This window comes from Mycobacterium sp. AT1 (assembly GCF_002043095.1).
Classification (GTDB): Bacteria; Actinomycetota; Actinomycetes; order Mycobacteriales; family Mycobacteriaceae; genus Mycobacterium.
On the sequence record NZ_MVOC01000048.1, the window covers coordinates 70,210 to 89,944 of the forward strand.

At 67.8% G+C, this 19,735-nt stretch carries 19 protein-coding genes; 6 read left to right on the plus strand and 13 right to left on the minus strand.

Going from position 1 to position 19,735, the window contains the following annotated elements:
* The first annotated feature begins 3 nt into the window (after positions 1-3).
* Both B1790_RS21875 and B1790_RS21880 read left to right on the plus strand, forming a co-directional pair.
* On the plus strand, positions 4-537 hold the full coding sequence (locus B1790_RS21875; protein WP_233165260.1) for a hypothetical protein: 534 nt from the start codon (positions 4-6) through the stop codon (positions 535-537).
* Complete coding sequence (locus B1790_RS21880) at positions 527-1,255, plus strand: hypothetical protein (RefSeq protein WP_079925353.1); 729 nt, start codon at positions 527-529, stop codon at positions 1,253-1,255. Before B1790_RS21875 ends, B1790_RS21880 begins: the two co-directional genes overlap by 11 nt.
* A 14-nt stretch (positions 1,256-1,269) precedes the next feature.
* Here B1790_RS21880 and B1790_RS21885 read toward each other — a convergent pair whose 3' ends face one another.
* From B1790_RS21885 to B1790_RS21915, 7 genes are read right to left on the minus strand one after another with little or no spacing between them, the layout of a single operon-like run.
* On the minus strand, positions 1,270-2,721 hold the full coding sequence (locus B1790_RS21885) for a DUF222 domain-containing protein (RefSeq protein ID WP_079925355.1): 1,452 nt from the start codon (positions 2,719-2,721) through the stop codon (positions 1,270-1,272).
* A 17-nt stretch (positions 2,722-2,738) separates the two neighbouring features.
* Positions 2,739-3,077, minus strand: a complete 339-nt coding sequence (gene mnhG, locus B1790_RS21890) for a monovalent cation/H(+) antiporter subunit G (RefSeq protein WP_079925356.1) — start codon at positions 3,075-3,077, stop codon at positions 2,739-2,741.
* Positions 3,074-3,355 carry a monovalent cation/H+ antiporter complex subunit F gene (locus tag B1790_RS21895; RefSeq protein ID WP_056550810.1) on the minus strand — a complete coding sequence of 94 codons (282 nt, stop codon included), beginning with the start codon at positions 3,353-3,355 and terminating at the stop codon, positions 3,074-3,076. Before B1790_RS21895 ends, mnhG begins: the two co-directional genes overlap by 4 nt.
* The gene (locus tag B1790_RS21900; RefSeq protein ID WP_079925477.1) at positions 3,352-3,891 is read right to left on the minus strand and encodes a Na+/H+ antiporter subunit E; all 540 of its coding nucleotides are present in this window, start codon (positions 3,889-3,891) and stop codon (positions 3,352-3,354) included. Before B1790_RS21900 ends, B1790_RS21895 begins: the two co-directional genes overlap by 4 nt.
* The gene (locus B1790_RS21905; RefSeq protein ID WP_079925357.1) at positions 3,891-5,489 is read right to left on the minus strand and encodes a Na+/H+ antiporter subunit D; all 1,599 of its coding nucleotides are present in this window, start codon (positions 5,487-5,489) and stop codon (positions 3,891-3,893) included. The genes B1790_RS21900 and B1790_RS21905 overlap by 1 nt, the downstream gene beginning before the upstream one ends.
* Positions 5,486-5,953, minus strand: coding sequence for a Na(+)/H(+) antiporter subunit C (locus tag B1790_RS21910; RefSeq protein WP_079925358.1), 468 nt, complete (start codon positions 5,951-5,953; stop codon positions 5,486-5,488). The genes B1790_RS21905 and B1790_RS21910 overlap by 4 nt, the downstream gene beginning before the upstream one ends.
* On the minus strand, positions 5,950-8,835 hold the full coding sequence (locus tag B1790_RS21915; RefSeq protein ID WP_079925360.1) for a Na+/H+ antiporter subunit A: 2,886 nt from the start codon (positions 8,833-8,835) through the stop codon (positions 5,950-5,952). Before B1790_RS21915 ends, B1790_RS21910 begins: the two co-directional genes overlap by 4 nt.
* Before the next feature lie 271 nt (positions 8,836-9,106).
* Between B1790_RS21915 and B1790_RS21920 the strand changes: the two genes are divergently transcribed.
* Both B1790_RS21920 and B1790_RS21925 read left to right on the plus strand, forming a co-directional pair.
* On the plus strand, positions 9,107-10,159 hold the full coding sequence (locus B1790_RS21920; protein WP_079925478.1) for a methyltransferase domain-containing protein: 1,053 nt from the start codon (positions 9,107-9,109) through the stop codon (positions 10,157-10,159).
* A gap of 36 nt (positions 10,160-10,195) precedes the next feature.
* The gene (locus tag B1790_RS21925; protein ID WP_079925361.1) at positions 10,196-10,645 is read left to right on the plus strand and encodes an SRPBCC family protein; all 450 of its coding nucleotides are present in this window, start codon (positions 10,196-10,198) and stop codon (positions 10,643-10,645) included.
* Between the two features lie 45 nt (positions 10,646-10,690).
* Here the strand turns inward: B1790_RS21925 and B1790_RS21930 are convergent, their stop codons facing one another.
* Complete coding sequence (locus tag B1790_RS21930; protein ID WP_079925479.1) at positions 10,691-12,229, minus strand: GMC family oxidoreductase; 1,539 nt, start codon at positions 12,227-12,229, stop codon at positions 10,691-10,693.
* A gap of 190 nt (positions 12,230-12,419) precedes the next feature.
* Here B1790_RS21930 and B1790_RS21935 point away from each other — a divergent pair, with 190 nt between their 5' ends.
* Positions 12,420-13,136 (plus strand): TetR/AcrR family transcriptional regulator, encoded by a 717-nt coding sequence (locus B1790_RS21935; RefSeq protein ID WP_079925362.1) that lies wholly within the window; start codon positions 12,420-12,422, stop codon positions 13,134-13,136.
* A gap of 149 nt (positions 13,137-13,285) precedes the next feature.
* Here B1790_RS21935 and B1790_RS21940 read toward each other — a convergent pair whose 3' ends face one another.
* The 5 genes from B1790_RS21940 to B1790_RS21960 are packed head-to-tail and all read right to left on the minus strand — an operon-like array spanning position 13,286 to position 19,203.
* The gene (locus B1790_RS21940; RefSeq protein ID WP_079925480.1) at positions 13,286-15,487 is read right to left on the minus strand and encodes an AAA family ATPase; all 2,202 of its coding nucleotides are present in this window, start codon (positions 15,485-15,487) and stop codon (positions 13,286-13,288) included.
* Positions 15,488-15,501: 14 nt separating this feature from the next.
* Positions 15,502-16,359, minus strand: a complete 858-nt coding sequence (locus tag B1790_RS21945) for a phosphatidylcholine/phosphatidylserine synthase (RefSeq protein WP_079925365.1) — start codon at positions 16,357-16,359, stop codon at positions 15,502-15,504.
* Complete coding sequence (locus B1790_RS21950) at positions 16,356-17,069, minus strand: phosphatidylserine decarboxylase (RefSeq protein ID WP_079925366.1); 714 nt, start codon at positions 17,067-17,069, stop codon at positions 16,356-16,358. Before B1790_RS21950 ends, B1790_RS21945 begins: the two co-directional genes overlap by 4 nt.
* Before the next feature lie 20 nt (positions 17,070-17,089).
* Entirely contained in the window at positions 17,090-18,283 is a 1,194-nt protein-coding gene (gene glp, locus B1790_RS21955; protein ID WP_079925367.1) for a gephyrin-like molybdotransferase Glp, read from the minus strand.
* Positions 18,280-19,203 carry an SDR family NAD(P)-dependent oxidoreductase gene (locus B1790_RS21960; protein ID WP_079925368.1) on the minus strand — a complete coding sequence of 308 codons (924 nt, stop codon included), beginning with the start codon at positions 19,201-19,203 and terminating at the stop codon, positions 18,280-18,282. The genes glp and B1790_RS21960 overlap by 4 nt, the downstream gene beginning before the upstream one ends.
* On the opposite strand from B1790_RS21960, the gene B1790_RS21965 reads away from it, so the two are divergent.
* A complete protein-coding gene (locus tag B1790_RS21965; RefSeq protein WP_233165261.1) occupies positions 19,202-19,723 on the plus strand; it encodes a PH domain-containing protein in 522 nt (173 codons plus the stop codon). The two genes, B1790_RS21960 and B1790_RS21965, sit on opposite strands and share 2 nt — an antisense overlap.
* The last annotated feature ends 12 nt before the right edge of the window (positions 19,724-19,735 follow it).

A 19,735-nucleotide genomic window follows, 5' to 3' on the forward strand; every position in this document is an offset into this window, starting at 1 on the left:
CCGATGCGATTCGACGAGTTCATGCAGGAGTCCGGCGTCGGCGTGCACCCGGCGGACGTGCTCCCCGGTTTGGTCGTCGACGTTGGAGCGCAACCGGGCTGGACACTGTTGAACTCGGCTGTCGGGTTCCGGGTCTGGATTTGCCGTACCGATCCGTGCTTCGACGAGTTCTGCGCCAACGCGGTGCTGACGATGCATCGCGTCGAGGCGGTATTGGATGCGGGTGAGGTGTTCGGCATGCTGGTCGACCAGCAGGTGCAGGGAGTGCCAGGATGTCGAGAGGTGCAGCGCGGACTGGTGGCGGCGACCGAGGGCCCCGGCGTCATTGGTTCGCTCGACATGGAGATCGTCCACGAGCGAGGCGTGATCGACGGCTCGTCGCGATCGCGGATCGTCACGGCTGGAGAGGAGACGCTCATCGCGCAGCTCACGGTGACCGCCCTTCGCCGTTCACCAATGGAGCGGGACGGCGTCTGGCTGACGGTCCGAACTGGCGTTCCGCCGGATCGCGTGCGCGAGGTCAGCGATGTCGGGTAGCAAGTCGAAGGGCCGTATGAGACGGGTGGCACGATTCGCCGTCGGTGGTGTCACGGGTCTGCTCGCGGTGGTGGCAACGGCCACCGGGATCCAGTGGTACTGGTCTGCGATCGTGTTCAGCGCGGCGATCGTCATCATGTTGGGCAGGCGGCGGATCTTCCGCGCAGGTGTCACCCGAAGGCCGGACGAACTCGTCTGCCGATACATTCCCTGGTTCGAGTCGAACGCATTGTTCGGTTTCGTGTTGCTCCCACTGATTGGAATCTCTGCTCTCGCAGCGGGGAACGCTCCCGACAATCCAACGTGGGTGCGCTACGTCGGCTTGGCGTTGCTGATCGTCACGCCGGTGATCATGTTCAGCGTCGTCAGCATGTGGCGGCGGTGCATTCTTGTCTTCTCCCCGTCGGCGTTGACGATTCGCACGGCCGCGCCCAAGGACTTGCTGACCGAGGTTCCGCGCCACCGCGTCCGGACCATCACGCCAAAGATCGTCCCCAACGGGGTCAGCGGCGAGTCCTTGCAAGTCGAGATCGTCTACGAGACATCGGATTCGAACCCCGACACCAAGACGGTTCTGCTGGGTTTGCAACTGACCGTGCAGCCAAGCAACCTTCTCGACGCGCTCGTCGCGTGGAAGGACGCCACCGGCGACAACCCTGACGAGCTCTTGGATCGGATCGAGGGGATCCTTCACGGTCGCTCGTCAGCCGTCGTCTGACGGTGCGTGTGCACTCACGCCACCTGGTCGGCGGGCGGTGCCGGTCCACCAGGTTGATCGGGATCGTCGTTGTGCCACAGCGCTTCTGCATCGTCTGTCGGATACAGCAGCCGTTCAGGGCGATGGTAGTGGTTGATCCGCGCCTGACCGGTGTCCAGCTGTGGCGGCGGCGCCCACTCGACGTCGCCACGGGCGTTGACGGTGGTTGTCCAGCCGCCCTTGGCGTCGACCAGGCGGTTGTCGGGCCCGCAGGCCAGTGCCAGATCGTCGACGTTGGTGAGTCCACCCGCAGCCCAGTCGCGCCGGGCGTGATGGATCTGCGAGCCATACGCTCCGACCGTGCAGCACGGTTTGGTGCAGCCGCCGTCGCGGGCGATCAGCATGATCCGCTGCGCCGCTGACGCCACCCGGCGGGTGCGAAACAGATCCAGAGCCGATCCGGTGGCGCCGTCGAACACCGCCAGGTAGTGGTTGGCATGGCCGGCGAGCCGGACGACGTCGCCGACCGGCACGACCGTGCCACCGCCCGTCACCCCCACCCCGGCGCGGGACTCCAAGTCTTGCAACGTCGTTCGGATGATCACCGACACCGGCAGCCCGTTGAGCCGACCAAGATTGCCGCTCATCAAGGCGATGCGGCCGACGGCGACCATCGCATCGTGCTGACGTTGGGCGAGACTGCGGTGGTCGTTGTCGATCTGCTCCTGTGACGGTGTCCCGGAGGTGCAGGGTTCGGCATCGGCGGGATTGCACATCCCTGGTGCGGCGTACTTCGCGAAGATCACCTCCCAGACGGCCCACGCCTCGGGGGTGAGGTTGGCGGAGATCGGCGTCATTCCGTCGTGACGCTGTTTACCCTTCGACATCCCGCGCTTGCGGTCGCGCTCGGTCTCGTCGGGTGGGGGACCGTCCTGGTCGAGCAGGAAGAGTGTCAGGTCGGCGGAGTCCTTCAGTTCCTTGGGGCCCACACTGGTTGCCGTACGAACCAGGTCCACTTCGATCTGTCCGCGAGTTTGCGGGTCGACGAAGCCTGGCATGCGCGCCATTGCCTTGCGGATTACCTCGACGTGCTCGGAGTTGAGAAGTCCCAGCGCCTGCCCCTTGGCGGTCGCGGGGAGCACCGGCTCGAGCGGCTCGCCGCTGAGTGCGCCCCGCGGTCCAAGCAGCGCGGCATCGCTCAGTCGACGACCGGCCTCGGCGCTCGAGATGCGCCACCGGATCCTGAGCACGTCCCGCCAGGACTTGGCGCCGAGTTCCTTCGCCGTGGTCTCCAGCTGGAGCCGGGCCAGCAATCGGTGCGATTGGGTGGGCAGCTGGCAGGTCAGCGTCTCGAGCTCGTCGAGGGTCTCCAACAGCTCTTGGCGGGTGAGCAGGTCTACGTCGCAAGCCGCCAGCGCGTCGTAGGCGACGCGCAACGCCGCCAACGCCTCTCGCACGGCCACTCCGGACATGGTTCGAACATACATTCGACCACTGACAAGCCTTAGTCTTCGGTGCGCTCCGCCATGTCGTCCTTGGTCAGCAGGTCGTCACGGAAGCTCTGCTCCCGATACGCGAGTTGCCCAACCCGGTTGGCAACAACCGGAGCGGTGATGAGGGTGAAGAGGCCGGCCAGGATCAGCATTCCGACGTCCGGATGGCCGCGCAGGCGCAGTGCGGCACCCATGAGCACCAGCAAGAGCCCGAGGACCTGCGGCTTGGTGGCGGCGTGCATACGCGACAGGGTGTCGGGGAACCGCACCACACCGATCGCCGCGGTCAAGGCCAACGTCGAACCGGCCAGCACCAGCACACCGGCCAGTACGTCGAGGATGCCGCTCATTGGGGCTCACCGTCCGCCCGGTCGGTGTCCCGAACGCGGAAGCGGGCGACGCTGACCGAGCCCACGAAGCTGATCAACGCCAGCGCCGTCAGGCTGTAGGTCACGGTGGTGTCCAGGCTGTAGGCCGCCCACGTGCCGATCGAGCACATCGTGACCGCGACGAAGGTGTCCAGCGCGACGAGGCGGTCCAGGGTTCCAGGGCCGGCGAGCAGTCGGAACATGGTGATGGCGATGGCGGCGATCAACATCACCGCCGAGATGGTCCACACGGTGTTCATTCGGCGCCCGCCTCCCTCTCCGCGCTCGGCCGCCAGTCGGCGTCCTTCTCGAAAGCCGCAATCATCAAGCGCTCGATGTCGGCGACCTGACGGTAGAAGCGTCCAACGGCCTTGTCGGTACCCGCGTCGATCACGTGCACGTAGATCATCCGTCGCGTCTGATCGATCTCCAGGACGATGCCACCGGGAATGAGGTTCAGCACGCTCACCGTCAACGCCAGCACCAGGTCGGACTTGATCGCCACGTGCGCACGCAGCACGGCGCTGTGCGGTGGCGGCCCCGGCTTGATCGCGAGCCAGGCCACCTGAACCGACGACAGCACCAGGTAGTAGGCGATCAGCACGACCAACCGGACCAGTGACAGTGGATGCAGCTTGCCCTCGACGGGCACCTGCGGCAGCGGCAACAGCAGCGTGATCACCAACGCGACGGCAACGCCACCCAGCACGTTGGCCGCAGACACGTTGCCCCACAACAGGACCCACACCAGCGTCAGCCAGCACACCACCCAGGCCCGCAGCAGTACGGTTCGCATCACGGCTTCAACACCGCCGATACGTACTGACCACGGTCGACCACCTCGGCCGCCGCCCGCTCGCTGAAGGCGAAGATCGGACCGGCGAACACCGTCAGCGCCAAGCCGACGGCGATGAGCGCCGCGGTCGGCACCAGCATGCCGACCGGCATGCGCCCGACGTCGTCGCGATCGGCGTGGGCGATGTCAACCTCGGAGTCGTCGATCAGGGACGACGGAGACACGTCAGCGAGATCGCCCTCTGGGGCGTCGGCGCGGGCCCGCCAGAACGCCTTGGTCCACACCCTTGCCATCACGTAGAGCGTCAGCAGGCTCGTCACGACGCTGCCCCCCACCAGGATCCACGCGAGCACCGAGGCGTCCTGGGTGCCTGCCTCGAGCAGGGCGACCTTGCCGATGAAACCCGAGAACGGGGGGATGCCACCAAGGTTGAGCGCGGGTATGAAGAACACCAGGGCCAGCAGCGGGCTGGCTGCCGCCAAACCGCCGAGACGCTGCAGCGTCGACGCCCCCGCCTGCCGCTCGATCAGGCCGACGACGAGGAACAGCGTCGTCTGCACGACGATGTGGTGCGCGACGTAGTAGATCGCACCGGACATGCCGAGCGCACTTCCCAGCGCGATGCCGAACACCATGTACCCGATGTGGCTGACCAACGTGAACGACAGCAGCCGTTTGATGTCGCTCTGGGCGATCGCGCCGAAGATGCCGACCAACATCGTCACCAACGCCGCGACCATCAGCACGTTGTCGAGCGCGCCGCCGGGGAACAGCAGCGAGTGGGCCCGGATGATCGCGTAGACGCCGACCTTCGTGAGCAAGCCCGCGAAGACGGCGGTGACCGGCGCGGGCGCGGTGGGGTAGGAGTCGGGGAGCCAGGTCGACAGCGGGAACACCGCGGCCTTGATGCCGAACGCGACCATGAGGACGGCGAACATCGCGTTGCGGGTGCCGGACGGGATGTCCTCCAGTCGCAGGGAGAGCTCGGCCATGTTCAGGGTGCCGGTTGCCGCGTAGATCATGGCGAGGCCGATCAGGAAGATCAGCGACGACACCATCGACACCATTACGTACGCGATGCCGGCCCTGACCCTGTCGGTGCTGGCGCCGATGGTCAGCAGCACGAAGCTCGCCGACAACAGCACTTCGAAGCCGACGAACAGGTTGAACAGGTCACCGGCGAGGAACGCCGTGCACACGCCCGCGGACAGCACCAGGTAGGTCGGCAGGAAGATCGACACCGGTTGCCGCTCGTCGCCGTCGCGGATGCCCTGGCCGATGGCATAGAACACGACGGCCAGCAGCACGATGGCCGACACCAGCAGCATCAGCGACGAGAGCCGGTCCACCACCAGGGTGATGCCCAGCGGTCCCATGCCGGGAACCGACTGACCCCACCCGCCGACGTGGAGCGCGATGGTGCCGTCGCGGTCGGCCAGATAGACCAGCGCCGCGCAGACCGCGACGACCGCGGACAACGCCGCCACCGCGATCGAGCGTTGCAGCCGTGGCGTGCGGCCCGCGAACAGCGTGACCGCCGCGGCGAGGGTGGGAATCAGGACGGGAAGCGGGGTGAGTACCGCGGACAGACTCGTCATCGGGAGCCCTCGTGTCCGGGCAACGCGTCCAGTTCGTCGGGCGCGTCGGTGTCGCGGTGCGGATCGTGGGTGACGAGGTCTTCGTCGATGGCGACGGCCGACTTGTCGGACAGCTCGGAAACTCTGGTGTCCTCTGGGTCGTCGGCGACGTCCTCGTCACGCGACAGCCGATACGAGCGGTAGGTCAGGGCCAGGACGAACGCGGCGATGCCCATCGTGATGACGATGGCGGTGAGGATCATGCCCTGCGCCAACGGGTCCGCGGTGGCAGTCTGTCCGTCGGAGACTCTGCCGCGGATGGGCGGATTGCCGGCTGGCCCACCGACGGTCAGGATCAGGATGTTCACGGCGTTGCCGACGAGCAGCAGCCCCAACAGCATTCGCGTGAGGTTGCGCTCGAGTAGGAGGTACACCCCTGCCGTGGTGAGCCCGCCGATGAGGATCAGCGGCACGATGGCGGTCATCGGCGGGCCGCCTGATTCTGCTGCGCCATCTCCACGTCGACCCGCGCGCCGAGGCTGCGCAGGACGTCCAGAACCAGGCCGACGACGATCAGATACACCCCAAGGTCGAAGAAGAGTGCCGTGACGAGCTTGATGTGGCCGAGCACGGGGACGTCGAATTCGAAGACCGCAGAAGACAACACCGGCGCACCCAAGAACAGCGACGTGACGGCCGTACCCGCCGACAGGGCCAGGCCAACCCCGAGCACCTTGCCCGCGTCGACGGGGAGCGCCTCGCCGAGCTCGAATCGACCACCGGCCAGATAGCGCAGCACCAGCGCCAAGCCCGCGGTCAACCCTCCGGCGAAACCGCCGCCGGGGGTGTTGTGGCCTGCGAAGAAGAAGTAGAACGACAGCACCATGATGAGGGGGAAGATGATTCGCGTCGCCACCTCGAGCACCAGTGACCGGTACCGGGGGTCGCGAAGCTCGCTGCCGCGCAGCCAGGTGATGTCGCCGACGGCGGGGCTGGTCGGCAGCACCGGGATGCGGCCGATGTCGGGTTGGCCAGCATCTCGAAGGTCCCTCGGCACTCGCGGCGCACTACCGAACCGCCTGTTGCGGAACACCATTGACGCCACACCGGTTGCCGCCACCAGGAGTACCGAGATCTCGCCCATTGTGTCCCAGGCGCGGATGTCGACCAGCAGCACGTTGACGGTGTTCGAGCCCTGGCCGCGGTAGTAGGCGGCATCGGGAAGGAGGTCGGCGATCGGACGGGTGGTGCGCGCCGCCATCGCGAACACGGCGAGCGTGCTCACCGCGGCGCCGACCGCGAGCGACAGCGCCAGGCGTGGCAGCCGATGCCGGTTGATGTTGCCCTGGTCGGCTTCCGCGGGAAGCGTTCGCAGCACCAGGACGAAGATCACCAAGGTCAGCGTCTCAACCAGGAACTGGGTCAGGGCGAGGTCGGGTGCGCCGTGGAAGACGAAGATCGCGCCGCAGCCGTAACCCGTCACGCCCACGACCAGTACGGCGGCGAGCCGGTTGCGCAACACCGTCGCGCTGATCGCCGCGGCCAGGATGATGAGGCCGACGACCGCCTGCAGTGGCGAGTCCCACAACTTGAGTTCAGGACGATTCCGCGCGCCGAGCACCAGCATGACGGTCGGCAGCAGCACCAACGTCGACAGGATGACGGCCTGGGTGGCGGGGATCGAGCCGCGCTGCGTGAGCGCGGTGAGCCGGACCGCGAAGACGTCGGTGCCTCGGATTACGGAGTCGTAGATCCGGTCGGCGTTGCCAAGGGGGAGGTATCCCAACCGTGCGCGCCGCAACCGGTTCCTGGCGAAGAACGCGACGACGCCCGCGGCCAGCACCAGGATCGACAGCAGCAGTGGCACGTTCACGCCGTGCCACAGTGCGAGGTGGTAGTCGCCGTCGCCGGGCAGCGTGCCCGAGTAGTCGTCGAGCACGTCGTCGAGCCCGCTCGGCCAGACCCCGAACACCAGCCCCGCCAGCGCCAGGATCGCCGGCGGTACGAGGAATGTGATTGGCGGACGGTGCATTTCGGCGACGCGCTGACTTGGCTCGGTCCGACCCTTGCGTGCGAACGCGCCGTAGATGAAGCGCAGGCTGTAGATGGTGGTGAACACCGACCCGAACACCACGCCGCCAACGACCCAGTAGGCGGAGACGCCCAGCGCCGCACTCTCGGCCAACGTCGCGAGGTCGGCTTCCTTCGCGACGAACCCCAGGAACGGAGGTAGTGCGGCCATGCTCGCCGTCGCGCAGACGGCCACGATCAGCAGTGGCCGATGGCGGTCGCCGAGCCAGGCCAGGCGGCGGATGTCGCGCGTACCGGTGGCGTGGTCGACGATGCCGACCACCATGAACAGGGCCGCCTTGAACATCGCGTGAGCACAGAGCATGGCGAGGCCGGCGAGCATCACGTCGCGACCGCCGACGCCGACCATCAGGGTGATGAGCCCGAGCTGGCTGACGGTGCCGAACGCGAGGATCAGCTTCAGGTCGTACTCCCGCACGGCCCGCCACCCGGCAAGCAGCATGGTCCCAAGGCCGAGCGTCACGATGATCGGCCGCCAGGCGGGCGAGTCGGCGAAGCCGGGGGCCAACCTCGCGACGAGGTAGACGCCCGCCTTGACCATCGCTGCGGCGTGCAGATACGCGCTGACCGGTGTCGGCGCGGCCATGGCGCCGGGTAGCCAGAAGTGGAACGGCACCAGGGCGGACTTCGACACCGCGCCGATCAGGACCAGGACGACGGCGACGCTCGCGGTCAGGCCGGTGGGCGGCGCCTCGACGAGTTCGGAGAGCCGGTAGGTGCCCGAAAGCTCGCCGAGCATGATGATGCCGACGAGCATGGCCAAGCCGCCGGCGGTGGTGACCAGCAGGGCTTGCGTGGCGGCCCGACGGCTGGTGGCGCGTTCGGCGTAGTGACCGACCAGCAGGAACGACAACACCGTCGTCAGCTCCCAGAACAGGTACAGCATCAGCATGTTGTCGCTGATGACGAGCCCGAACATGGCGCCGGAGAACGCGACGAGTTCGGCGGCGAAGCTGGGCAGCCTGCGTTCGGTGTGGCCGTCGTGGTGGTGGAAGTATTCGGCGCAGTAGAAGAGGACCAGTGCGCCGACGGCGAGGACGAGCACGCTCATGATCGCGGCAAGCGCGTCGAAGCGGAACGTGATGTCCATGGAGAGCTCGGGGACCCACTGGAGGTGGACGGTCTGCTCGCCGCGGCCCGGCCAGTTCATCGCGACCCACGGCAGTGACCCGAGCGGCACCAGCGCCAGACCGTAGAAGGCGTGTCGTCCCCAACGCTGCACGAGAACGGGCGCCACGAGGGCGGCCACCGCGTGGGCGTAGAGAATGGCGAGCATGGCACTCCGGTTCTGGCGGGCGCCAACGAGCGCATCCGACAAGTGGGGTGTCAGCCGTCTAAGGCTATGTCTTCGCCTAGTTTACGTGGGCGGTCATCCCGCTCGCCCCGGTGTTCGCGTGCAGTGACCGCGGGCGGACGTGCTAAGAGAAATGTCGCGTAACCCGTCCGACGGAAACCTCGATTGATCGTGCAAAAGTTCAACGCCCGACCGACCTGGTGATCATGCTGAGAACAGCAGGAATACCGCTATGTCGGGACGAGGCATGATCATGACCGTTGACGAAGGCAAGCTGAACGACTTCCTCGGCAAGGCGGTGGGTGATCTCGGCGCGGCGATCAGCGCGACCCTGATCCTCGTCGGCGACCGCCTTGGCTTGTACCGCGAGCTGGCAAAGGGCGGGCTGACTCCGGCCGAGCTGGCGGAGCGCACCGGCACCAACGAGCGCTACGTCCGAGAATGGCTCGGCAACCAGGGTGGCGGCGGATACGTGCAGTTCGACGCCACATCCGGGCAGTGGTCGCTGAGCCCAGAGCAGGCGCTGTGCCTGACCGACCCGAACGGCCCGGTCGACATGCCCGGCGCCTACAACATCGTCGAAGCGACATTCCACGCACTCGGGCGCACGCTCGAGAACTTCACGTCCGGAAGCGGCACGGAGTGGGGCGAGCACCATCCCTGCCTGTTCGAGGGGACCGAGCGGTTCTTCCGTGCCGGCTACAACGCCCACCTGATCGAATCGTGGCTACCTGCGCTGGACGGCGTCGTCGACAAGCTGCAGAGCGGCGCGAAGGTGGCCGACGTGGGCTGCGGCCACGGTGCCAGCACCATCTTGATGGCGAAGACCTACCCGAACTCGGAGTTCATCGGCTACGACTACCACGCGGAGTCGGTCCGCGTCGCCACCGAGAAGGCCGCGGCGGCGGGGGCGGCCAACGCTCTCTTCGAGGTGGCGGACGCGAGCAGCTACGAGGGCGACGGGTTCGACCTGATCGCGTTCTTCGACTGCCTCCACGACATGGGTGATCCCACCGGCGTGTCCAGGCACGCCCGCCAAGCGATCAAGGACGACGGCACGGCGATGATCGTGGAACCCTTCGCGAACGATGAGGTGCAGGACAACCTGAACCCGGTGGGCCGGGTGCTGTACGGCGCGTCGACGCAGATCTGCGTTCCCGTTTCGCTCGCCCGTAACGGGCCTGCGCTCGGCGCTCAGGCAGGTGAGGCGCGGCTGCGGAGCGTCGTCGTCGACGGAGGCGGCTTCACGCGGTTCCGCAGGGCTGCCGAGACGCCGTTCAACCTCGTGCTCGAGGCCCGGCCCTGAGTTGGACGTCGAGACGGTAGACGGTTCAATGGGGCCATGGGACAGGACGGCAAGGTGGCCAGCGCGACCCTCGAGATAGACGCACCGGCCGACCGGATCTTCGAGCTCATCGCCGACCCGGCCGAGCAACCGAGCTGGGACGGCAACGACAACCTCGCCGAGGCGGCCACGGGTCAACGCGTGCGCGGAGTCGGGGACGTCTTCCTGACGACGCTTAGCCAAGGCGGCGTTCGGGAGAACCACGTCGTCGAGTTCGAGGAGGGGCGGCTCATCGCCTGGCGGCCCTCTGAGCAGGGCTCGCCACCACCCGGGCATCTCTGGCGGTGGGAGCTGACACCCGTCGACGACGCGCACACCCGCGTCACCCACACCTACGACTGGACGCAGCTGACCGACGAGAAGCGGATGGTGCGAGCCCGCGCCACCGGCGAGGACGCGCTGATGTCGTCGCTGAGGCGTCTTGCCGCGGTCGCCGGACGGGTGTGAGGTCAGCGCTTGTCGGCGGACGCGCGGAACGCTCCGTCGGCGACTTCAGAGTCCATGCTCGGCTTTGATGGACTCGGCCGCTCGCTCTCCTATCACGACGCAGGGCGCCATGGTGTTCGCCGTGGTAATACGGGGCATGATCGAGCCGTCGGCGATTCGGAGTTTCTCCACGCCGTAGACCTTGAGGCTGCCGTCGACCACCGACATCGCGTCGCGTCCCATTTTGGCTGTTCCAACCTGATGCCAGTACGTAGTGGCCGCGTTGCGGATGAAATCCTCCAGCGCCCCGCCTTTCAGGCAGCCCGGCATGACTTCTCGTTTGACGTGTGGCCGGACCGGCGCAGCATTGCCGACTTCACGGATGAACTCGACGCAGGCGGTGGCGGCCCGTAGATCGTCCGGATGCGACAGTGCGTTCACGTTGATCTCGATTGGGTCGTCTGGGTCGGCGCCGGTCAATCGAATTCGCCCGCGGCTCTGTGGACGCGACAGCGCGCCGAACAAGATCCAACCGGCGTCGGGGATCCCGTATCGCGCGGCGTTCTCCGGCGTCGTCTTGACAATGGCGCCCGCGCACGCGAATAGGTCCGGGGCGTCGAGTTCAGGCTTACTCGTCCACGTCATCGTCGCCTCAGCCCTGAAGTTTGGTGGTGGCGGCTCCTTGAACTCCCACATGCAGTCGAAACCGATGTGGTCCTGGTAGTTCTGTCCGACACCGGGCAGGTGTTGGCGCACGGGCACCCCGACACGGCGCAATTCCGTCTCGTCGCCCACGCCCGATTGCATCAACAGCTTGGGGGTGTGGATGGCACCGAGTGAGAGCACCACCTCGGTGCCCGCCGTGAAGTGACGGGTCTGCCCGCCGTGGGACACCTCTACGCCGGTGACCCGGTTGCCCTCCCAGGCAAGCTGTTTCACCATCGCGTGCGTGAGGACCGTCAGGTTTGGGCGGTCCATGTAGGGATAGGTGTATGAGCGGAACACCGATTCCCGTGAGCCGTCGTCGTGCACCCGCAGATCGGTAATGGATGCGCCGGCCTTGGCTTCCATCATCGAGCCGTTCGCGCTCGCGAAGGTGGGGATGCCCAGTGAGCCCGCCGCGTCGACCACCGCTGCGGCAAGTGGGTGGCGATTGGGCGCCGGCTGGATGAACACCGGACCGGAGGTGCCTCGATAGCGCGGATCAGGTTCGCCACGCCAGTCCTCGATTCGGCGATAGATGTTCAACACCGATTCGTAGTTCCAGGCTGGCTCGCCGCTTTCGGCGGCGAAGAAGTCCCAGTCGCTGCGGTGTCCGCGCGCCCAGATCATCACGTTGATGCTGGAGCCGCCGCCGAGCACCTTGCCCATCGACAATGGCAGAGTGCGGCCGTACAGGTTGGGGTCAGGAGCGCTTTGGAATCCCCAGTCCCGAGGGCTGCCCAGATTGGTGGGCCATTGGTCCGCCGACCACACGCTCGGGAGGTCGTCGCTGCCGCCGGCCTCCAGCAGGAGCACACTGGCATCGGGGTTCTCAGCGAGGCGGCGAGCGACCACCGAACCTGACGAGCCGGCCCCGCAAACGATGAAGTCGTATTGAGGCATCAAATCGGCGGTCAATCGTTTCTGGTTGGTCCGAACCCGTTCGGCTAGCTCGAAATCCGCCGTTGTGTCGTTGTACGTGGGGGTGTTCACAACCGAACCTTTCGTAGCGGTGATATGCCATTCCAGTATCGAGGATACGCTCAACGTATCAGTGTCACGCTCCTGTGATATCGCTGATAACATCACTCGGATGGACATCCGGATCCGCATGTTGAAAGCGGCTGAGGCCCAGCTCGCCGCGTCACCGCACGGCGACATCTCAACGCGTGAGGTGTGTGACGCGGTCGGCGTCGGATCTCCGGTGCTCTACCGGCTGTTTGGAGACAAGAGCGGCTTGCTGACCGCGGTCATCGACCACGCATTCGAGCGGTATCTCAGCGCGAAGCGTGCCGAGCCGCCGTCCGACGATCCGGTAGACGACCTCTACACGGCCTGGGACAACCACGTCGCGTTCGCGGTGGACAACCCCACCGTGTACCGGCTGGTGTACGCCCCATCGCTGACGGAGGTGCCGGCGGCCGCCGAAGAGGCACGGCAGCTGCTTTACGACCGGCTGATCCGCTGCGCGGAAGCCGGCACGCTGAAAGTCACTCCGGACGAGGCCGCCCAGGCCATCATGGCCGCCTGCTCCGGCGTCGCGCTGAACGTCCTGTCGCAACCCGCCATCTACGACGACCCCGGCTTGTCGGCGCGGGTTCGGGACGCGGTCCTTCACGAAGTGGTGGTCGGAGCCGCAACGAAACCCACCACGAAGCGAATGCCCCAGGTGAAGCCTGTTGCGCTGCAGTTGGCGGCCCTCATTCGACGCACTGGCACACCGTTGACGGACGCGGAGGCCGGTCTCATGCTGCAATGGCTCGACGCCATCGCCACCGCAGACCACCCGGACGACGGTTCGACACGGTGATTGGCAATCTGATCGACACCCAAGAGGTGACTACGCCGATGACGATTCTCGGCGGGGAGAAAGCCAGGTTTGCAGCTTCGACGAGGTAGCGCAGACGGCACGTGCAGATTGAATCCTGGCTGCGCCAAAGGGGACTCGAGAGCCCGAACCTATCGGCCAGCGGCGAATGCGCGGAGCGCGTCGACCTGTGCCGGATCGAGTGAGGGGCGCACTGTCGCCCTGGCCTTCGCGACGTCGGCGGCGGTGACGTCCGCGGTGTCGATCGAGCGCCGCATCGCCGTCAGCGCCGATTCCCTGAGCAGCGCAACGCAATCGGCGGCGCTGTAGCCGTCGAGGGTGTCGGCGAGTTCGTCGAGGTTCACGTCGGCGCTCAGCGGAATGTTCTTCCCTGCGGTGCGCAGAATCTCGCGGCGCGCGTCGGCGTCGGGTGGCTCGACGAACACCGACTTCTCCAGTCGTCCCGGCCGCAGCAGGGCCGGGTCGATGAGGTCGGGTCGGTTGGTCGCACCGAGCACGACGACGTCGCGCAGCGGGTTGATGCCGTCGAGCTCGGTCAGCAGGGCGGCCACGACGCGATCGGTCACGCCGGAGTCGAAGCTCTGACCGCGCCGCGGTGCGAGTGCGTCGATCTCGTCGAGGAAAACCAGCGACGGCGCGGAATCCCTTGCGCGGCGGAACAACTCGCGCACCGCCTTCTCCGAGGAGCCCACCCACTTGTCCATCAGTTCGGCGCCCTTGACGGCGTGCACCGACAGTCGCCCGCTGCTGGCCAGCGCACGGACGACGAACGTCTTTCCGCATCCCGGCGGACCGTAGAGCAGGACGCCACGCGGCGGTTCGACGCCGAGTCGTTCGAAGGTGTCGGGATGCTGAAGGGGCCACAGCACCGCCTCGGTGAGCGCCTGCTTCGTCTCGACCATGTCGCCGACGTCGTCGAGCGTGATCGACCCGACTGCGACCTCTTCGGTGGCCGATCGCGACAGCGGGCGGATCACCGACAGCGCGCCGGTGAGGTCGTCCTGCGTCAAGGCTGGTGTCTGACCGTCCGAACTGGCACGGCCGGCGGCCCGCAGGGCAGCCTCCCGAACCACCGCGGCAAGATCGGCGACGACGAAACCCGGTGTCCGATCGCCGATTTCGCCTAGGGTCAGATCCTTGGCGGGTACGCCGCGCAGCAAAACCTCGAGAAGCGCCTTGCGCGTCGCCCCGTCGGGAAGGCTCAGCCCGAGCTCACGGTCACACAGGTCGGGTGCCCGCAGCCTGGCATCGATCGCGTCGGGCACCGCAGACGTCGCGACGAACGCCACCCCTGGCGTGTCCACCGCTGTGCGCAATTCGGTGAGGATCAGGGTCGCGACGGGTTCGGTCGAACCAGGCAACAGGGCGTCGACGTCGGTGATGAGCAGAACGCCTCCGCCGTCGCGAACGGTCGCCACCGCCGACGCCACCCTGGCCAGTCGGTCCTCGGCGCGCAACGAGCCCACCTCGGGCCCGTCGAGTTCGACGAGGCGTCGCTCCGCGCACACGGTGCGCACCAGCGTGGCCTTGCCGACGCCCGCAGGACCGGAGACCAGAACGCCGAGACGGGGTTTCGCGCCGAGCGTTTCGAGGAGCTCGGGCTGGTCGATGGCGAGCTTCAACCACTCCGCCAGGCGGCCTGCCTGGGTGTGGGCGCCGCGAAGGTCGTCGAACGACACCGGGGGTCCTGCGGACGGCTGCGGGCGGGGCTCTGAGATCGTGTGCGCACCGGAGCCAGCGTCGGAAAGCGCAGTGCCGTCACCCCAGGCCACCACTGAATTTGGCTGCACGCTCACCGGACCGGCGGGATCGACGCCCGTCACCGTCAGCAGCTCCGAGGTCCAGGTGATGCCCACCGACGACGTCAGCGCCGAGGACGCCTGCGACGTCGAGGTGCCGGGCCCGAGGTCACGCGGCAGCAGCGACACCGTGTCGCCGACCGTCATCACCTTGCCGAGCAGCGCCAGCCGCAGGGTCGCCGACGAGATGGACTGGGTGGCCAGCTTGGAGCCGCTGACGGTCACCGACCGCGCGCCGTACACCGTCGCGGGCGCGACCAACACGGTGGTGTTCTCGCGCAGCCCGGCGTTGGACAGCGTGACGTCGTCGAGCAGCGCCGTGCCCGCCGGTGTCTCGGGACTCGCGACTCCGACGACGGCGGAGGTGGTGCGCGACCCCGTCAGCGACACCGCATCCCACTCCCGGATGCCCAGCGCGGCCAGCGCCTCGGGATGGAGCCGCACCACCCCGCGCCGGGAATCCGTCGCCGAGGTGTTCAGTCGGGCCGTCAGCGGGAGGCGACCACGTGGAGGCTCGTCGAAGGCATCGGACACTAGGTCGGTCACGCCTAGCCCCGCGAGCCGGGCTTGCGCAGGCCGAGGCGCGCCACCGAGCGCCGGTTGGGCGCTGCCCGCCGCGCGGCCCTGCGAACCGCCCGGCGCTGCTGCGGTTTGGTATCCCAGGCCTCGGGGCGCGCGGCCACCCAGCGCTGGCTGCGGATCGTGAACGGCATGATGGCGACGTATCCGGCGATGATCAGCAGCATCAGGATGTACGGGAACAGCAGCAGACCCGCCGCCCCCGCCGCCACCAGGATCAGCAGGATCGGCGCGGCGTTCTCGGGCACCGAGATTGCCTTCAGCGCCAGCGTCGGCACCCGGCTCACCAGCAGCGCCGCGTTCGCGGCCAGCCATGCGCACACGAACCAGTGCGACGTCCACCAACCGTGCCCGAATTGCATGTAGGCGACCAGCGGGCCAATCGCCCCGACGGCGCCGCACGGAGCGGGCATGCCGGTGAAGAACTCGCGCGTGTACGCGGGGCGAGTGTCGTCGTCGAGCAGTGCGTTGAACCGGGCCAGCCGCAGCACCACGCAGACCGCGTACAGCAGCACGAAGATCCAGCCGAGCTGAGAATTCGGGAGCAACGTCAGGTACACGACCAGTGCCGGTGCCACGCCAAAGTTCACCGCGTCGGCCAGCGAGTCGATCTCGGCGCCCATCCGCGACTGGGCGTTGAGGGCACGGGCGATGCCGCCGTCGATGCCGTCGAGGATGGCGGCGGCCCCGATGAGGGCCAGCGAAATCCACGGCTTCTCGTCGAGGGCGAACTTGATCGACGTCAGCCCCGCGCAGATCGCGAGAACGGTCGTCGCGCTCGGCAGGATGCGTAGACCACGGGCGGGTTGGCCCTTGGGACGGCTCACGAGAGCTCCGCGAGAACCGTTTCGCCGCCGATGGCGCGCTGGCCCAGCTCGACCATCACCCGGGAGTCCTGCGGAAAGTAGGTGTCCAGGCGCGACCCGAAGCGGATCAGCCCGTAGGTCTCACCGAGGCCGACCCTGTCCCCGGCGCTGACGGAGCAGACGATGCGGCGGGCGATCAGCCCGGCGATCTGGACGGCCGCCACGTCGACTCCCTCGGGGGTGCGGAACCACACCGCGTTGCACTCGTTGACCTCGCTCGCACTGTCCTTGTCCGCCGACTGGAACTGGCCGGGCCGGTACTTGACGGTGAGCACGTCACCGCCGACGGGCGCGCGCTGCACGTGGGCGTCGAAGATCGACAGGAAGATGCTGACCCTGGTCATCGGCACGTCGGGCATGCTCAGCTCGGCGGGCGGGCGGACCTGTTCGATCAGGGTGACGAGTCCGTCGGCCGGGGCGACGACGATGCCAGGCCTGGTCGGCGGCACCCGCGGCGGGTGCCGGAAGAACAGGGCACAGGCCCCGGCAGCAGTCAGGCCCGCATTGCGCAGCCAACGGTGCTTGCGACCGGCGGCGGCGACTCCCAGCCCACCTGCGATGAACGGCAGGCCAGCGGAATGAACGGGCGGAACGGTGGAACGGACCAACTCAACGAAACGGGAGAACTCGGACTCGTTGGCGGCATCGGCGGGTCGCGCGGGTCTGGCCATGGGGTTCCGATTCTACGGGTTCAGCTCAGGTCCCAAACCTGCACGGGTGATCCGGCCGCCAGTTCCGTGACGTCCTCGCCGATTTCCAGCAGGCAATCCGCCGACGCCAACCAGCGCAGATGATGCGACGCGGGCGGTCCGTAGCTGGTGACCGTCCCGCCGTCGTGGTCGACGACCCCGCGGCGAAACTGTCGCCGTCCGCGCGGTGACGTCAGATCCTCGAGCAGCGTCGCCGGACGACGGGGTCGGCCGGGGTGCGGCAGCCCCATCGCCGCCCGCAAGGGGGCTCGGATGAACACCTCGAACGACACGAGGGCGCTGACGGGATTCCCGGGGAGGGTGACGATCGGCGTCCCCCACACGACACCCGAACCCTGCGGCATGCCCGGCTGCATCGCGACCTTCACGAATTCGACCTCGTCGGCGAGGGAATCCTTGACCACCTCGTAGGCTCCCGCGCTGACCCCGCCGGTGGTGATCACCAGGTCGGCGTCGCCGGCGTGCTTCTGCAGCTCGGCCCTGAACAGGTCGACGTCGTCCTCGGTCGTCGACGACGTCACCACGTCGGCACCGGCGTCGCGCACCGCCGCGGCGAGCATGACGGCGTTGGACTCGTAGATCTGTCCCGGCTGCAGCGGCGTACCGGGAGCCACCAGCTCCGACCCCGTCGACATCACCAGAACACGTAGCCGTGGAACGACTCTCAACGAGCCGAGGCCAAGCGCGGCGGCGAGCCCAAGCGCCGCGGGGGTGAGCACCTGGCCGGCGTGCAGCACCGTGGTGCCCGGGGTGACGTCCTCGCCTGCGCGTCGCACGTGTTGGCCCGGCACCACACTGGCGCGGATCGACACGATCTCCGTCGAGCCGTCGGTGGCCTCCACCGGAATGACCGCCGTCGCCCCGGCGGGCAGCGGCGCGCCGGTCATGATCCGGTGCGCGGTGCCCGGTTCCAGGACCAGCGGATCGGTGCGGCCGGCCGGAATGTCTTCTGCCACCGGCAGTTTCACCGGGCGTTCTTCGGTGGCGTCCGCGATGTCCTCGGCGACGACGGCGTACCCGTCCATCGCCGAGTTGTCGAAACCGGGAAGTGCAAGCGGCGCAACGACGTCGGCGGCGAGAACGAGGCCGAGCGCGTCACCAATGGCGACGTCGACCGGCGCGCGCGCCGTGATCAGGCCCGCGACTGCCCGCTGGTGCTCGTCGACGGATCTCATAGCGGAAAGGTGACGCCGGTGAGTTCTTCGGACACCGTCCACAGGCGTGCCTGGACGTCCTGGTCGTGGGACTGCTTGCTCGACTGGACCCGCTTCGGGTGGCCGCGCAGTTCGCGGATGCCGTCGGGCCCGTAGTACTCGGCGCCCCGCACGCCCGGGTCGGTGGCCGCCCTCAAGGTGGCCAGCGCACCCACCTCCGCGCTGTTGGTGACCAGGCTGGCAAGTGCGCTGAAGCCGGGCAGGCTGGAACCGGGGACGTGGCGCATCAGTTCGGTGTTGGAGATGCCGGGGTGCGCCGCCACGGCGATGGTGGCCGCGTCGCGTGCGGCCAGCCTGCGGTTGAGTTCGTAGGTGAACATCAGGTTGGACAGCTTCGACTGGCCGTATGCGGCGACGCGGTTGTACTTGCGTTCCCACTGCAAATCGTCGAAGTGGATGGCGGCCTGGATGGTGTGCGCGATGCTGGCGACGGCGACGACGCGCGAGCCCTCGACGGGCAGCAGATTCTCCAGCAGCAGGCCGGTCAGGGCGAACGCGCCGAGGTGGTTGGTGCCGAACTGGAGCTCGAAACCGTCCGCGGTCAGCTGCTTCGGCGGATACATCACGCCGGCGTTGTTGATGAGCAGATCGACTCGCGGGTAGGCGCTCTTGAGCTCGTCGGCGGCCGCCCGCACGGACTGCAGCGACCCCACGTCGAGCGACTGCACCGTGACGTCGGCCCGCGGTACCCGACCCTGGATCCTGGCCGCCGCGGCCTTGCCCTTGTCGACGTCGCGGACCGCCATGACGACGTGCGCGCCACGGGTCGCGAGAACCAGCGCCGTCTCGTAGCCCAGGCCGGTGTTGGAGCCGGTGACGATGGCGACGCGGCCGGTCTGATCGGGTACGTCGGCGGCCGTCCACTTGGTGTTGGCGCTCATGGGCACGACCATACTCAGGGTGATGGTGACACTCGTCGACCCCGCCAACCCACCGAGCCGCAAGGCGCCGATGGTGTGGGCACTGGCCGCGGCGATCCCATGGGCCGTGCTGTCGGTGGCCCAAGCGGCGTGGCTGGTGTTCGACGGCAGCCGCGGGTGGTGGCACGCGCTCGCGGCCGTCGTCACCGTGTTCGGCATCGTGACCTTCGTGGTGGTCGCGCCGCTGTGGCGATACCGGGTGCACCGCTGGGACGTCTGCGTCGACGTGCCGACGCCCGCGGTCTTCACCAGGACCGGCTGGCTGGTACAGGAACGCCGCATCGCGCCGATCTCCCGGGTCCAGACCGTCGACACCCACCGTGGCCCGCTGGACCGCGTCTTCGGACTGGCCAACGTCACCGTGACGACCGCGTCGTCGGCGGGGGCGGTGCGCATCGTCGCACTGGACGTCGACGTCGCCGATCGGATCGTCGCGCAGTTGACCGACGTCGCCGCGATCGGCGACCGGGACGCCACGTGACCTCGCCCGACG

Bases quoted from the DNA above. Each gene is read 5' to 3' on its own strand.
- B1790_RS21875 (WP_233165260.1), top strand. From the start codon at position 4: ATGCGATTCGACGAGTTCATGCAGGAGTCCGGCGTCGGCGTGCACCCG.
- B1790_RS21880 (WP_079925353.1), top strand. From the start codon at position 527: ATGTCGGGTAGCAAGTCGAAGGGCCGTATGAGACGGGTGGCACGATTC.
- B1790_RS21885 (WP_079925355.1), bottom strand. From the start codon at position 2,721: ATGTATGTTCGAACCATGTCCGGAGTGGCCGTGCGAGAGGCGTTGGCG.
- mnhG (WP_079925356.1), bottom strand. From the start codon at position 3,077: ATGAGCGGCATCCTCGACGTACTGGCCGGTGTGCTGGTGCTGGCCGGT.
- B1790_RS21895 (WP_056550810.1), bottom strand. From the start codon at position 3,355: ATGAACACCGTGTGGACCATCTCGGCGGTGATGTTGATCGCCGCCATC.
- B1790_RS21900 (WP_079925477.1), bottom strand. From the start codon at position 3,891: ATGCGAACCGTACTGCTGCGGGCCTGGGTGGTGTGCTGGCTGACGCTG.
- B1790_RS21905 (WP_079925357.1), bottom strand. From the start codon at position 5,489: ATGACGAGTCTGTCCGCGGTACTCACCCCGCTTCCCGTCCTGATTCCC.
- B1790_RS21910 (WP_079925358.1), bottom strand. From the start codon at position 5,953: ATGACCGCCATCGTGCCGCTGATCCTCATCGGCGGGCTCACCACGGCA.
- B1790_RS21915 (WP_079925360.1), bottom strand. From the start codon at position 8,835: ATGCTCGCCATTCTCTACGCCCACGCGGTGGCCGCCCTCGTGGCGCCC.
- B1790_RS21920 (WP_079925478.1), top strand. From the start codon at position 9,107: ATGACCGTTGACGAAGGCAAGCTGAACGACTTCCTCGGCAAGGCGGTG.
- B1790_RS21925 (WP_079925361.1), top strand. From the start codon at position 10,196: ATGGGACAGGACGGCAAGGTGGCCAGCGCGACCCTCGAGATAGACGCA.
- B1790_RS21930 (WP_079925479.1), bottom strand. From the start codon at position 12,229: ATGCCTCAATACGACTTCATCGTTTGCGGGGCCGGCTCGTCAGGTTCG.
- B1790_RS21935 (WP_079925362.1), top strand. From the start codon at position 12,420: ATGGACATCCGGATCCGCATGTTGAAAGCGGCTGAGGCCCAGCTCGCC.
- B1790_RS21950 (WP_079925366.1), bottom strand. From the start codon at position 17,069: ATGGCCAGACCCGCGCGACCCGCCGATGCCGCCAACGAGTCCGAGTTC.
- glp (WP_079925367.1), bottom strand. From the start codon at position 18,283: ATGAGATCCGTCGACGAGCACCAGCGGGCAGTCGCGGGCCTGATCACG.
- B1790_RS21965 (WP_233165261.1), top strand. From the start codon at position 19,202: ATGGGCACGACCATACTCAGGGTGATGGTGACACTCGTCGACCCCGCC.
- B1790_RS21960 (WP_079925368.1), bottom strand. From the start codon at position 19,203: ATGAGCGCCAACACCAAGTGGACGGCCGCCGACGTACCCGATCAGACC.